6 protein-coding genes and 1 tRNA gene are annotated in these 14561 nt (G+C 69.9%); 5 read left to right on the top strand and 2 right to left on the bottom strand.

Going from position 1 to position 14561, the window contains the following annotated elements; translation table 11 throughout:
- The first annotated feature begins 111 nt into the window (after nucleotides 1-111).
- Both AC3EUV_RS25185 and AC3EUV_RS25180 read left to right on the top strand, forming a co-directional pair.
- On the top strand, nucleotides 112-789 hold the full coding sequence (locus AC3EUV_RS25185) for a DegT/DnrJ/EryC1/StrS family aminotransferase (RefSeq protein ID WP_435603952.1): 678 nt from the start codon (nucleotides 112-114) through the stop codon (nucleotides 787-789).
- A 63-nt stretch (nucleotides 790-852) separates the two neighbouring features.
- A tRNA-Thr gene (locus AC3EUV_RS25180) sits at nucleotides 853-928 on the top strand.
- 66 nt (nucleotides 929-994) lie between these two features.
- On the opposite strand, the gene AC3EUV_RS25175 is transcribed toward AC3EUV_RS25180, so the two are convergent.
- Both AC3EUV_RS25175 and AC3EUV_RS25170 read right to left on the bottom strand, forming a co-directional pair.
- Nucleotides 995-2041: a YncE family protein gene (locus tag AC3EUV_RS25175; protein WP_435603951.1), complete on the bottom strand. Its 1047-nt coding sequence runs from the start codon at nucleotides 2039-2041 to the stop codon at nucleotides 995-997.
- 142 nt (nucleotides 2042-2183) lie between these two features.
- The gene (locus AC3EUV_RS25170) at nucleotides 2184-4862 is read right to left on the bottom strand and encodes a SpoIIE family protein phosphatase (protein ID WP_432143994.1); all 2679 of its coding nucleotides are present in this window, start codon (nucleotides 4860-4862) and stop codon (nucleotides 2184-2186) included.
- Between the two features lie 261 nt (nucleotides 4863-5123).
- Here AC3EUV_RS25170 and AC3EUV_RS25165 point away from each other — a divergent pair, with 261 nt between their 5' ends.
- The 3 genes from AC3EUV_RS25165 (at nucleotide 5124) to AC3EUV_RS25155 (ending at nucleotide 14407) form a co-directional block, all read left to right on the top strand.
- Entirely contained in the window at nucleotides 5124-10634 is a 5511-nt protein-coding gene (locus AC3EUV_RS25165; protein WP_432143993.1) for a HAMP domain-containing protein, read from the top strand.
- Nucleotides 10635-10889: 255 nt separating this feature from the next.
- Nucleotides 10890-11549 (top strand): response regulator, encoded by a 660-nt coding sequence (locus tag AC3EUV_RS25160; protein WP_042159926.1) that lies wholly within the window; start codon nucleotides 10890-10892, stop codon nucleotides 11547-11549.
- A 92-nt stretch (nucleotides 11550-11641) separates the two neighbouring features.
- Nucleotides 11642-14407, top strand: coding sequence for a DNA translocase FtsK (locus AC3EUV_RS25155; protein ID WP_432143992.1), 2766 nt, complete (start codon nucleotides 11642-11644; stop codon nucleotides 14405-14407).
- Nucleotides 14408-14561: the final 154 nt, after the last annotated feature.

The following is a 14561-nucleotide window of genomic DNA, read 5'->3' as shown; positions in this document are numbered from 1 at the left end:
TTTTCAGCTCCGGTCCCTGAGCCTCTGGTTCAGGGACCGGAGCTTTTTTGTTCTGCCCCCCGGGTGATGCGCGTAACTCGAAGTTCATCTCAGCTGACCAGGATCCGTGTCATGCGGACAGTTGGAACGCTCAAGTCAGCCGGTGTGCGTGCGGGTGATGAGGTCGTGGTGCCGGCGTATGGCAGCGCCGAGGTGGCCCGGGCCGTGGTGGAGTTGGGCGCGGTGCCGGTGTTCGCCGATGTGGACGGCGACAGCTACTGCCTCGACCCGGCCGCGGTGGCGGACGTGGTGACGAGTCAGACCGCCGCCGTCGTGGCGGTCAACCGCTTCGGGCGGCGGGCGGATGCCGGCTGGATCCGTGAAGTGGGTCAGCGGCACGGCCTGCTGGTGCTCGTGGAGGACGATCCCGGGGTGGACCCGGAGGGCGCGGACCTGCGTCGGGCGCATGCGGCGTATCTGGACAGCAGACTCAACGGGGTCAGGACGCCGACGCCGGCGGCGGGGCACAGCTACGAGCAGTATGTGGTGCGGGTGCCGGGCAACGGGCGGCCGGACCGGGACGCGTTCGCGCGGACGCTGCGGGCCAAGGGCGTGGCGTGCCGGGTGCCCGTGCTGGCTCCGGTGTACCGGATGCCGGGGCTGCGGCGGGATGTGTTTCTGCCGCAGACGGAGCGGGCGGTGGACGAGACGCTGGCGCTGCCCGTGCACGCGGGGATGTCGCGGCGGGAGCTGCACAAGCTGGTCGGTGCGTGCAATGCGCTGGGCGGATTGCTTCAGCCGGCCTTTTAGGGAGTGGCCCGGGTGCGGTTCGAACCTGCCGCCGAGTTGGGGTAATATCTATTCCGTTGCCGCGCCCCAATAGCTCAGTCGGCAGAGCGTCTCCATGGTAAGGAGAAGGTCTACGGTTCGATTCCGTATTGGGGCTCCAGAGGACAAGGCCCCCGCCAAGTGGCGGGGGCCTTTGTCGTGTTGGGACGCGGTGCCGCGATATCCGTCAGTTCTGCCGGGATTCGATATAGGCCAGGCCGTGGGCGCCGGAAAGGTCCGTGCGGTCGATTCCCAGGGTGGCGAGCGGGCTCAGGGTGGTGAGGTCGACGACGGTGACGGTGCTGGAGAGATTCGAAGAGACATAGCCGAGGCGGCCGTTGGGGGAGGAGGTGATGGTGAGGGGGACCCGTCCGACCTCGACCTCACCCAGCGGGGCGAGGGTATCGGCGGCGAAGACGGTCAGGACTCCTGGGAGTTGAGAGTCCAGGGGGCCGCCGGGTGCGGTGCCCGGGCGCATTTCGCCGGCCAGGAGCAGGCCGGTCGAGGTGGCGTGGACCGGCATGACCTGTCCCTTGGTGGGGAGGGTGCGGACGATTTCGTGGGTGGTGGTGTCGATGACGTGGATGCCCGTGGGCGCTGAGGGCGGGGCGGTGAAGTCGGCCTGGGGAGCCGCCACGTAGGCATGACGGCCGTCGGGGGCGAGGGTGAGTCCTTCGCTTCCGGTGACGGGGATGCGGCCGATGCACTCATCGTGTGCGAGATCCACGACGGAGAGAAACGGGGCTTCCTTGTTGGTGGTGTAGCCGAAGCGTCCGTCGGGGGTGAGGGCGAACCAGTGCGGGCCCGGGGCCATCGTGGAGATGCGGCCGACGCGGGTGTGGGTGCGGGTGTCGTAGACCAGGACGCCGCCGGGCTCGGTGTCGGTGGCCTCCACGCTGGCGTACAGCCGGCCGCGGGCACGGTCGAGGGCCAGGCCGTGCGGGGCGTGGTCGGGGGCGGTGTCGAGGGTGTCCACGATGCTGCGGGTGTCGACGTCGATGACGGTGATCTGGTGGGACCGGCCCTGGTGGGCGTTGTAGTAGCCGGAGCGGTAGGTGCTGGCGCAATACAGCAGCCGGTGGTCCGGGTCGTAGCAGAGCTCGTGGGGCTGCGGCGGGACGGGCAGCACCTCGACGGGTGCGTGGGTGGCGGCGTCGAAGAAGGTGACGGTCGAACCGGTCTGGCTGACGACGGCGAGCAGGTCGCCGGGCGAGCCGGCGGGTGTGGAAGTCATGGTCCGTATCGTGGGCGGCCGTTGGGGATGACTCCAGTGCAAGGCGGGCAAGGGTGACTTGCGCCGTACGCAAGGGTGCAGGTGGTGACGGGGGCAGCGGCCGGACGGCTGTGAGCCGGATCACACGGGCCGCCGCCCCTGGTCAGCCGGCCTGGAACTCGGGGACGCGCAGGGCGAGGATGGCCATGTCGTCGGAGGCGGGTTCGGCGGCGAAGCGTTCCACGGCGCGCAGCACGCGGGCGGCGACGGCGCCGGCGGTCAGTCCCGTACAGGTCGTCAGGACGTCGGTGAGGCCGTCGTCGCCAAGCATGCGGGTGCCCTCGCGGCGTTCGGTGACGCCGTCGGTGACACACAGCAGGACGTCGCCGGGGTCGAGGGTGACGGTCTGTTCGTAGAGCTCCAGGTCGTCCATGACGCCGAGGAGCGGCTGGGGTTCGGCGGCCGGTTCGACCGTGCCGTCCTGGCGCAGCCGGAGCGGCAGGGGGTGGCCCGCGCAGACGACCTTGAGGACCGCGCTGCCGTCGTCCTGCGGCCACAGCTCGCCGTAAAGGAGGGTCAGGAAGCGGCTGCGGGCGCCCTCGTCGAGGATGGCGGCGTTCAGCCGCTCCAGAACGGCGGGCCCGCCGAAGCCCTCGCGGGCGAGCAGCCGCAGCGCGTGCCGGGCCAGGCCGGTGACCGCGGCGGCCTCCGGGCCCGTGCCGCAGACATCGCCGATGGCGAAGCCGTACGCGCCGTCGCGGATGGGGAAGAGGTCGTAGAAGTCGCCGCCGACCTCGTTTCCCTCGCCGGCCGCGCGGTAGATGACCTCGACCTCCACACCGGGGATGACGGGGAGTTCGGGGGGCAGCAGGCTGCGCTGGAGGGACTGGCTGATGGCCGTGCGCTCGGAGTAGAGGCGGGCGTTGTCCAGGGCGAGCGCGGCCCGGCGGGAGAGGTCCTCGGCCAGTTCCAGGATCTCCTGGCGGAAGTGCTCCTCGGTGGGCTTGCCCAGGGTGAGCATGCCGATGACGCGGTTACGGGCGACGAGGGGGAGCACCACGGTCTCGCCGCCGACGGCCGAGGCGGTGGCGAGCGTGGTGCCCGGACCGGTGGAGGGGCGGGCGGAGTTGCCCAGGCCGAGGCTGCGCATCGAGGTGCGCAGCGCGGCGTCGTGGGCGGCGTCGCCGGGGGCGGTCCATACCCGGGCGCCGGGGGTGGGCACCGGCTCGGGCGGATCGACCTTCATCAGCAGCGTCTTGAGGCCGTCGATCCGGTCCTCGTCCTCGTGCAGGACATAGGAGAGTTCGGGCTCGGAGGCCGGGTCGGCGACGGTGTAGACCGCGCACCAGGTGGCGAGGGTCGGGACCGTCATCTGGGCCATCAGGGCCAGGGTCTGGTCGCGGTCGAGGGTGCCGGCCAGGAGGTCGGAGGCCTCGACGAGGAAGGAGAGGGAGCCGCGGCGCAGCTTCTCCAGCTCGGTCAGCCGGGCGCGTTCGACGGCGAGGGCGATGCGGTCGGCGGCGAACTGGAGCCGGAGCGCCTCCTCGTTCGTGTAGCGGCCGGCGCCCTCCGCGGCGACACCGAGGGAGCCGGTCAGTCGGCCCTCGACCTTCAGCGGGACGGTGACGACCGAGCGCATGCCCGTGCCGCTGAGGAGCGGGACGGCGCCGGGGACGGCGGTGAGGTCCTCGTGGACGGCGGGCATCCGGGCGGAGCCGTAGCGTCCGGATCCGGCCTCGACGGGGACGCGGGCGAACCGCTGGCGGGCCGAGGGCAGGCCGGTGGAGGCGCGGACCTCCAGCTCGGTCTCGTCGTCGGTGGCCAGGAGGAGGTAGGCGGCGTCGCCGTCGAGCATGTCGCGGGCGCGTTCGACGGTGCGCTGGAGCAGGCCGTCGAGGTCGTCCGGGGCCGGGGAGCCGATGAAGACCTCGAACGGGTCGGACGGGTGAACCGCCGACTGAGCAGACTGGGCGGCCTGGGAGGCGGCGTCCGGGGCGGGCGTGCGCTGCGGGCTCTGGAGGATCGCGCGCTCGTGGTCGCGCACCAGGAGGCAGACCGTGGAGGCCTCCCCGTCGGCGTCGCGGACGCGCAGGTGGGAGGCGTAGACGGGGACGACCCGGCCGTCGGCGCCCCTTATGCCGTAGGAGCCCTCCCAGCGGGACAGCTGGAGCGCCTCGACGATGCCGGTGCCGGTGCCGGGGGTGTGCGGCCAGGCGGCGAAGTCGGTGAGCGGTTTGCCGATGACCTGCTCGGGGTCGTAGGCGAAGAGGTCCTGGGCGTCCTCGTTCCAGAAGCTGATACAGCCGCCGCGGTCGATCTGGATCACGGCGACGCGGACCCGGGCGTCGGCGACCGGGAGGGCGTCCACAGGCAGCGCGGGGCCCGCGGAGCGGGTGCCGGCCGGGCGCTCGGGGAGATCCAGCTGGAACCACACGTGCTTTTGGGCGGCGGTGTACTCGACGCCCCAGCGGGAGGCCAGCGCGCCGCACAGCAGCAGGCCGCGGCCGCCCTCGCGGTCGGGGTGGACGACGACCTGGCCGGCGTTCTGGAGCGGGATCTCGCGTTCGGGGTAGCGGTCGGCGACGGAGATCTTCACTCCGCCGTCGTCGCGCAGACACAGCACATCGGCGGCGGTGCCGGCGTGCACCACCGCGTTGGTCACCAGCTCACTGGTCAGGACGACGGCGTCATCGACGATGTCGGCGCAGCCCCAGCCCTGGAGGGTGTCGCGGACGAACGCACGGGCAGTGGCGACGGAGCGCCCGACCGGCTCGAAGGTTGCGGCGGCCCGCGCGGTGATCACTGGTCTCCTCATGCGTGTGTCGGTGATCTGCTCCCCCATGGTCGCGGCGCCCCTCCGAATACCTGTTGTGCTCGCCCCACCGCCCGCGCGCCATGGTCGGGGCGGTGGACAGCCGTATGCCAGGTTACTTACCTTCGCCGCACCCAAGGATGCCGGTCACGTGTGTTTCCGCCCCAATCGTGCACCGGGACGGTGTGCGATGCTGCCGAACTGTTATGGCCTGGTTGAGCCATGGTGAAACACTGGGCAAGTATCAAGAGAAAGCCCGGGTAGAACGGTCAACCCTGCGGGAGGGACACGGTGGAGTCTGGCGCAGCGGCGCGGGGCGCAAGCACGCGCGCGAAAGGCGGACGATCCCGGAACAACGGGACGACCGAAGTGGATACGGCTGCGCTGAATCGGCTGTTGGTCGCGTTGGTGGCCATGCGGGACGGGAACTTCCGCAAACGGCTCACGGTTTCCGGCGACGGCGTCATGTCGGAGATCGCGGCCGTCTTCAACGAGGTCGCGGACCGCAATCTGCATCTCACGGGCGAGCTGACGCGGGTGCGCCGGGTCGTCGGCCGTGAGGGAAAGCTCACGGAACGGCTGGAGGTCGGCGCCGCCGAGGGCTCCTGGGCCGCGGCGATCGACGCCTCGAATGCGCTGGTCGACGACCTCGTACGGCCCGTCTCCGAGGTGGGACGGGTGCTGTCGGCGGTCTCCGAGGGCGACCTGGAACAGCGGATGGATCTGCGCTCGCGCAGTTCGGACAGCTCTTCGGAGCACCCCCTGCGGGGTGAATTCCTGAAGGTCGGCCGGACCGTCAACGGGCTGGTGGACCAGCTCTCCGCCTTTACCGACGAGGTCACGAGAGTGGCCAGTGAGGTCGGTACGGAGGGCAAGCTCGGCGGCCAGGCGCGGGTGCGCGGAATGTCGGGTTCGTGGAAGGACCTCACGGAATCCGTCAACACCATGGCGTCCCGGCTGACGGCCCAGGTACGTGACATTGCTCTCGTCACCACCGCGGTGGCCAAGGGTGATCTGTCGCGCAAGGTGACCGTCCATGTCTCCGGCGAGATGCTGGAGCTGAAGAACACCGTCAACACGATGGTGGACCAGCTCTCCTCGTTCGCCTCCGAGGTGACGCGGGTCGCCCGGGAGGTCGGTACGGAGGGCGAGCTGGGCGGTCAGGCGCAGGTCCCCGGCGTCGCCGGCGTGTGGAAGGACCTGACGGATTCGGTCAATCTCATGGCCGGCAACCTCACCGCACAGGTGCGCGGGATCGCGCAGGTCACCACCGCCGTCGCGAACGGTGATCTGTCGCAGAAAGTCACGGTCAGTGCACGCGGCGAGGTCGCGCAGCTGGCCGACACGATCAACACCATGACCGAGACGCTGCGGACCTTCGCGGACGAAGTGACGCGGGTGGCGAACGAGGTCGGCGCCGAGGGCCAGCTCGGCGGGCAGGCGCAGGTGCCGGGCGCGGCCGGCACGTGGAAGGACCTCACCGATTCGGTGAACACCGCCTTCCGCAACCTGACGGCGCAGGTGCGGGACATCGCGCAGGTGACGACGGCGGTCGCCAACGGTGACCTCTCGCAGACGGTCACCGTCGATGTGGCCGGTGAAATGCTGGAGTTGAAGAACACCGTCAACACGATGGTGGGTCAGCTGTCGTCGTTCGGCGCCGAAGTGACGCGCGTCGCGCGGGAGATCGGGGTCGAGGGCGAACTGGGCGGCCAGGCGGCGGTGCCCGGCGCCGCGGGGACGTGGAAGGACCTCACGGACTCCGTGAACACCGCCTTCCGCAACCTCACCGGGCAGGTGCGCAACATCGCCCAGGTGACGACCGCGGTGGCCAACGGTGACCTCTCGCAGAAGGTGACCGTCGATGTCTCCGGCGAGATGCTCCAGCTGAAGAACACCGTGAACACCATGGTGGACCAGCTGTCCTCGTTCGCCGACCAGGTCACGCGGATGGCCAGGGACGTGGGCACGGAGGGCCGGCTGGGCGGCCAGGCCCGGGTGGACGGCGTCAGCGGCACCTGGAAGGAACTGACCGACTCCGTCAACTTCATGGCGGGGAACCTGACTTCACAGGTGCGGCAGATCGCGCAGGTGACGACGGCGGTCGCCCGTGGTGACCTCTCCCAGAAGATCGACGTGGACGCGCGCGGCGAGATCCTGGAGCTGAAGAACACCATCAACACGATGGTCGACCAGCTCTCCGCCTTCGCCGAGCAGGTCACCCGGGTCGCCCGGGAGGTCGGTACGGACGGCCGGCTGGGCGGTCAGGCGCAGGTGCCGGGCGTCGCGGGCGTCTGGCGCGATCTGACCGACTCCGTGAACGGCATGGCCGGCAACCTGACGGCCCAGGTCCGCAACATCGCGCAGGTCGCCACGGCGGTCGCCCGCGGTGACCTGTCGCAGAAGATCGACGTGGACGCCCGGGGCGAGATCCTGGAGCTGAAGAACACCCTGAACACCATGGTCGACCAGCTCTCCTCGTTCGCGGAGCAGGTCACCAGGGTCGCTCGTGAGGTGGGTACCGAGGGCATCCTGGGCGGGCAGGCCGAGGTGCAGGGCGTCAGCGGTACGTGGAAGGACCTCACCCAGTCCGTCAACTTCATGGCGAACAACCTCACCTCGCAGGTGCGCAACATCGCCGAGGTGACGACCGCGGTGGCCCGCGGTGATCTCTCCAAGAAGATCACCGTCGATGCCAAGGGCGAGATCCTCGAACTGGTCACGACCGTCAACACGATGGTCGACCAGCTGTCGTCGTTCGCCGAGCAGGTGACCCGGGTGGCCCGCGAGGTGGGCACCGAGGGCCAGTTGGGCGGTCAGGCGCGGGTGCCGGGGGCCACCGGTATCTGGCTGGACCTCAGCGACAACGTGAACCTGATGGCCAACAACCTGACCATCCAGGTGCGGAACATCTCCCAGGTCTCGGCGGCGGTTGCCAACGGAGACCTCACCAAGAAGGTGACGGTCGAGGCGCGCGGCGAGGTCGCGCAGCTCGCCGACACGGTCAACACGATGGTCACGACGCTGTCGTCGTTCGCCGACGAGGTCACCCGGGTGGCCCGTGAGGTGGGCACCGACGGCATCCTGGGCGGTCAGGCCCGCGTCCCCGGCGTCGCCGGTACGTGGAAGGACCTCACCGAGTCCGTGAACTCGATGGCCAACAACCTCACCGGCCAGGTCCGCAACATCGCCATGGTCACCACCGCCATCGCCAAGGGCGATCTGACCAAGAAGATCGACATCGATGCGCGGGGCGAGATCCTCGCGCTGAAGACCACCATCAACACCATGGTCGACCAGCTGTCGTCCTTCGCGGAGCAGGTCACCAGAGTGGCCCGCGAGGTGGGCACGGAAGGCCAGCTGGGCGGGCAGGCGCAGGTGCGCGGCGTGGCCGGCACCTGGCGGGACCTGACCGAATCGGTGAACGAGATGGCGGGCAACCTGACCCGTCAGGTGCGGGCCATCGCCGCGGTCGCCGCCGCGGTCACCCTCGGCGACCACAACGTCCGCATCGACGTGGACGCGGCCGGCGAGATCCTGGAGCTCCAGGACAACGTCAACACCATGATCTCCACGCTCCGGGAGACCACCCTCGCCAACGAGGAACAGGACTGGCTCAAGGGCAATCTGGCTCGGATCTCCGGTCTGATGCAGGGCCGGCGCGACCTCAAGGACGTCGCCACGCTCATCATGAGCGAGCTGTCGCCCGCGGTCTCCGCCCAGCACGGCGCGTTCTTCCTCGCCGCGCAGCCCGACAGCCAGGAGATCGGCGCGGACGGCGGCGAGGCCGGTGCGTACGAGCTGCGGCTGATGGGCTCGTACGGCTACGCCATGGGTGGGATGCCGACGACCTTCCGGCCGGGCGAGACGCTGATCGGCACGGCCGCGGAGGAGGGGCGCACCATCCTGGTGGAGAACGTCCCGTCCGGCTATCTCAAGATCGCCTCCGGGCTGGGTGAGGCGCCGCCGGCGAATGTGATCGTGCTGCCGGTGCTGTTCGAGGACAAGGTGCTCGGTGTGATCGAGCTGGCGTCCTTCCAGCCGTTCACCCAGATCCAGAAGGACTTCCTCAGCCAGATCGCCGAGATGATCGCGACCAGCGTCAACACCATCTCGGTGAACACCAAGACCGAGGTGCTGCTCAAGCAGTCGCAGGAGCTGACCGAGCAGCTCAAGGAGCGGTCGGGCGAGCTGGAGAGCCGGCAGAAGGCGCTGGAGCTGTCCAACACGGAGCTGGAGGAGAAGGCCGAGCAACTGCGCGCGCAGAACCGCGACATCGAGGTGAAGAACACCGAGATCGAGGAGGCGCGGCAGGTCCTGGAGGAGCGCGCCGAACAGCTCGCGGTCTCGATGCGCTACAAGTCGGAGTTCCTGGCGAACATGTCGCACGAGCTGCGCACGCCGCTCAACTCCCTGCTGATTCTGGCCAAGTTGCTGGCCGATAACGCCGAGGGGAACCTCTCCCCGAAGCAGGTCGAATTCGCCGAAACCATCCATGGCGCCGGCAGTGACCTGCTCCAGCTGATCAACGACATTCTCGACCTGTCCAAGGTCGAGGCCGGCAAGATGGACGTCAGCCCGACGCGGATCGCGCTGGTCCAGCTCGTCGACTATGTGGAGGCCACGTTCCGGCCGCTGACCGCGGAGAAGGGGCTCGACTTCTCCGTACGGGTCTCCCCGGAGCTGCCGGCGACGCTGCACACCGACGAGCAGCGGCTGCTCCAGGTGCTGCGCAACCTGCTGTCCAACGCGGTGAAGTTCACCGACAGCGGCGCCGTCGAGCTGGTGATCCGGCCGGCCGGCGCGGATGTCCCGGTGGCCATCCGGGAGCAGCTGCTGGAGCACGGTTCGCTGCGCGACCCGGACGCCGACATGATCGCCTTCTCGGTGACCGACACCGGGATCGGCATCGCCTCCAGCAAGATGCGGGTCATCTTCGAGGCGTTCAAGCAGGCGGACGGCACGACCAGCCGCAAGTACGGCGGCACCGGCCTGGGCCTGTCCATCAGCCGGGAGATCGCCCGGCTGCTGGGCGGCGAGATCCATGCCGCGAGCGAGCCGAACCGCGGCTCCACGTTCACCCTCTACCTGCCGCACAACCCGGGCGGGCTGCCGCCGCAGGGCTACCCGCAGTTGGTGGCCGGCGGCATCGCGATGGACGCGGAGGCGCGCGAGACGGAGGTCGGGCAGCAGGAGGCCGAGGAGCGCCAGGAGCACGAGCAGGGCTCCAGCGGCAGCCTCAACCGGCGCCGCCGCCGGGCGATTCAGGGCACCCCGCGGCGCTTCGAGCTCTCCGGGCGGCAGCCGGCCCCGGCGCCCCAGCAGGCGCCCCCGGCGCCGCCGCAGCCGGCTCCCCAGCAGCCCGCGGAGGAGCCCTGGCTCGGCAACGGCCAGGATCTGGTGGACCCGGCCTTCGAGGGCGGCTTCCACGGTGAGAAGGTGCTGATCGTCGATGACGACATCCGCAACGTCTTCGCCCTCACCAGCGTCCTGGAGCAGCACGGGCTGTCGGTGCTCTACGCGGAGAACGGGCGCGAGGGTATCGAGGTGCTGGAGCAGCACGACGACATCGTGCTGGTCCTGATGGACATCATGATGCCGGAGATGGATGGCTATGCGACGACGGCGGCGATCCGCCGGATGCCGCAGTTCGCCGGACTGCCCATCATCGCGCTGACCGCGAAGGCAATGAAGGGCGACCGGGAGAAGAGCATCGACTCCGGAGCCTCCGACTACGTGACCAAGCCGGTGGATACCGATCATCTGTTGTCGGTCATGGAGCAATGGATGCGGGCGGAGTGACGGAGCGTCCAGTATGGAGGGGAAAGGGGATCATCGCGTGCTGACTCAGTGTTGCCGCGGACGTGTGGAAGCGTGGGATCCGGGGAACCTTCTGGTCCCTGTCTGCGTTTCTGCTACGTGCACAGTGACATCGCGGTGACAGGGTGTGGCGACAGGCGGGGTGCAGCTACCATGACCGGCACAAGGACGGGCGGCGTGACGGAGTCGTCCCCTGGGGCGGCGTCCGGTTCGATGCCGGGGCGAGGAGGACGGGCCATGGTGCAGAAGGCCAAGATCCTCCTGGTCGATGACCGGCCGGAGAATCTGCTGGCGCTGGAGGCGATCCTCTCCGCGCTCGATCAGACACTGGTGCGGGCATCGTCCGGGGAGGAAGCGCTCAAAGCACTGCTCACGGACGATTTCGCGGTGATTCTGCTCGATGTGCAGATGCCGGGGATGGACGGTTTCGAGACCGCCGCGCACATCAAGCGGCGCGAGCGGACCCGCGACATCCCGATCATCTTCCTCACGGCCATCAACCACGGCCCGCATCACACCTTCCGCGGGTATGCGGCCGGCGCGGTGGACTACATCTCCAAGCCGTTCGACCCGTGGGTGCTGCGCGCCAAGGTCTCGGTGTTCGTCGAGCTGTACATGAAGAACTGCCAACTGCGGGAGCAGGCATCCCTGCTGAGGCTTCAGCTGGAGGGCGGGCGGCCGAGCGCCGACGAGGCGCGGGAGTCCGCGGGGCTGCTCGCCGAGCTCTCCGCGCGGCTGGCCGCGGTCGAGGAGCAGGCCGAAGCCCTGTCCAAGCAGCTGGACGAGACGGCGGACGCGGCGGCGGTCGCCACCGCGGCGCATCTGGAGCGCAAACTGACCGGACTGCGCAGGGCGCTGGATGCCCTGGAGCCGGGGTCGGGAAGCGTCGCGGGGTGACTGACGCCCCTTCATGAGACGGGCGCGCGACACGTTCGGGTGAAGCGCCGTGCGCTCGTGTCATGCCTGCGTTCGCCTGTAATCTCGTCGCCATGGCCTCACGTACGTCCGGCAAGGGAACCCAGAGCGCGACGGGCCCCTCGAAGCAGCGCGCCGGACGGACCGCGGGCGGCGCCGCCAAGAAGGCCGCCGCGAAGAAGTCGTCCGCGAAGCCGCCGGCCAAGAAGGCGGCGGCCGCGAAGAGGACACCGGCCAAGAAGGCCGCCGCCAAGAAGACCGCTCCGAAACCGGCGCCGTCACCCACCGGCGGGATCTACCGTCTCGCCCGCGCCTGCTGGCTGGGGCTCGCGCACGGCATCGGGGCGATGTTCCGCGGGGTGGGCCGCGGCGCGAAGAACCTCGATCCGGCGCACCGCAAGGACGGGCTGGCGCTGCTGCTGCTCGGGCTGTCGCTGGTGATCGCGGCCGGCACCTGGTCGAACCTCAGCGGCCCGGTCGGCGACCTCGTCGAGCTCCTGGTGACCGGCGCGTTCGGCCGGCTCGATCTGGTCGTACCGATACTGCTCGGCGGCATCGCCGTACGCCTCATCCGGCACCCCGAGCAGCCGGAGGCCAACGGCCGGATCGTGATCGGGCTGTCCGCGCTGGTGGTCGGCGTCCTCGGACAGGTCGCGATGGCCTGCGGCTCGCCGGGCCGCAACGACGGCCTGGCCGCCATACAGGACGCCGGCGGCTATCTCGGGTGGGTCGCGTCCAAGCCGCTGATCTTCACCGTCGGACAGACCCTGGCGGTGGCGCTGCTGGCGCTGCTGACCCTCTTCGGGCTGCTGGTGGTCACCGCGACGCCGGTGAACGCCATCCCGCAGCGGCTGCGGGCGCTCGGCATCAAGCTGGGCGTGGTGCATCCCGAGGTGGAGCACGACGAGGTCGAGGAGTACGCGGAGGAGTGGCGCGAGCAGCCCGCCCGCAAGCCGCGCCGCAGCGCCGCCGCCCCGGCCGCGCACGACCCGGACGCCATAGAGGAAGCGGCGCTGGCCAAGCGGCGCCGGCCGCGCCGGGGCTCCGCTCCGTCCGACCCGGACCGGCCGATGGACGCGGTGGATGTCGCCGCCGCGGCCGCCGCCGCACTGGACGGCGCGGTGCTGCACGGCGTCCAGCCCTCACCGCTCGTCGCCGGCCTCAGCAGCAGCATCTCCGGGGAGCGCCGGGGCCGCGACGGCGAGGACACCGCGGGGGAGAGCGGCACGGTGCCGCCCGCCCGTGGCGCGGAGCCGGAGCCGTCCCCGACCGAGCGCACCCCGGCCGTGCCGGACTTCACCAAGGCCCCGCCCGAGCCCTCGGGCGCGCTGCCGGCCCGTGCCGAGCAGCTCCAGCTGTCCGGCGACATCACCTACTCGCTGCCCTCGCTGGACCTGCTCTCCCGGGGCGGGCCCGGCAAGACCCGCAGCGCCGCGAACGACGCCATAGTGACCGCGCTGACCACGGTCTTCCAGGAGTTCAAGGTCGATGCCGCGGTCACCGGCTTCACCCGCGGCCCGACGGTCACCCGCTACGAGGTCGAGCTCGGCCCGGCCGTCAAGGTCGAGAAGATCACCGCCCTGGCCAAGAACATCGCCTACGCGGTGGCCAGCCCCGACGTCCGCATCATCAGCCCGATCCCCGGCAAGTCCGCGGTCGGCATCGAGATCCCCAACACCGACCGCGAGATGGTCAACCTCGGCGATGTGCTGCGGCTGGCCGACGCGGCGGGCGACGAGCATCCGATGCTGGTGGCGCTCGGCAAGGACGTCGAGGGCGGCTACGTCATGGCCAACATGGCGAAGATGCCGCACGTCCTGGTGGCCGGTGCCACCGGCTCCGGCAAGTCCTCCTGCATCAACTGCCTGATCACCTCGGTGATGGTGCGGGCCACGCCGGAGGACGTCCGGATGGTGCTGGTCGACCCCAAGCGCGTCGAGCTGACCGCGTACGAGGGCATCCCGCATCTGATCACGCCGATCATCACCAACCCCAAGCGCGCCGCCGAGGCGCTCCAGTGGGTGGTGCGCGAGATGGACCTGCGCTACGACGACCTCGCGGCCTACGGCTACCGGCACATCGACGACTTCAACGAGGCGGTCCGCAGCGGCAAGGTCAGCTCACCCGAGGGCAGCGAGCGCGAGCTGGCGCCGTACCCGTATCTGCTGGTCATCGTGGACGAGCTGGCGGACCTGATGATGGTCGCGCCGCGGGACGTGGAGGACTCGATCGTCCGTATCACCCAGCTCGCCCGGGCCGCCGGCATCCACCTGGTGCTCGCCACCCAGCGCCCGTCCGTCGATGTGGTCACCGGCCTGATCAAGGCCAATGTGCCCTCCCGGCTCGCGTTCGCCACCTCCTCGCTCGCCGACAGCCGGGTCATCCTCGACCAGCCGGGCGCCGAGAAGCTGATCGGCAAGGGCGACGGGCTGTTCCTGCCGATGGGCGCCAACAAGCCGGTGCGCATGCAGGGCGCGTTCGTGACCGAGGAGGAGGTCGCGGCCATCGTCCAGCACTGCAAGGACCAGATGGCGCCCGTCTTCCGCGACGACGTCACGGTCGGCACGGCGAAGAAGAAGGAGATCGACGAGGACATCGGCGATGACCTCGATCTGCTGTGTCAGGCCGCTGAGCTGGTGGTTTCCACCCAGTTCGGGTCGACGTCGATGCTCCAGCGCAAGCTGCGGGTGGGCTTCGCCAAGGCCGGCCGGCTGATGGACCTGATGGAGTCGCGGAACATCGTCGGGCCGAGCGAGGGTTCCAAGGCTCGTGACGTTCTTGTGAAGCCTGATGAACTGGACGGAGTGCTGGCGGTGATCCGGGGGGAGGCTACCGAGTAGCACAGACATCCGGGTCACTCGCAGGAAGAAGAAAGCAACCGTTTCTGCTGCCGAGACGTCAAGTTGAGGGAGATGAGGGAACGATGCCGCACCATCGAGACCGAGGGCACCGCCGACGGCGTTCTGATGGCGTACAAAGTCCGCTCTCCCGCTT

This window comes from Streptomyces sp. bgisy130, from assembly GCF_057708345.1.
This window is presented reverse-complemented; position numbering and strand designations above follow the sequence as displayed.

What these genes read in the sequence shown, in the direction of transcription:
- AC3EUV_RS25185 (WP_435603952.1), top strand. Translation starts at nt 112, where the DNA reads ATGCGGACAGTTGGAACGCTCAAGTCAGCCGGTGTGCGTGCGGGTGAT.
- AC3EUV_RS25175 (WP_435603951.1), bottom strand. Translation starts at nt 2,041, where the DNA reads ATGACTTCCACACCCGCCGGCTCGCCCGGCGACCTGCTCGCCGTCGTC.
- AC3EUV_RS25170 (WP_432143994.1), bottom strand. Translation starts at nt 4,862, where the DNA reads ATGGGGGAGCAGATCACCGACACACGCATGAGGAGACCAGTGATCACC.
- AC3EUV_RS25160 (WP_042159926.1), top strand. Translation starts at nt 10,890, where the DNA reads ATGGTGCAGAAGGCCAAGATCCTCCTGGTCGATGACCGGCCGGAGAAT.
- AC3EUV_RS25155 (WP_432143992.1), top strand. Translation starts at nt 11,642, where the DNA reads ATGGCCTCACGTACGTCCGGCAAGGGAACCCAGAGCGCGACGGGCCCC.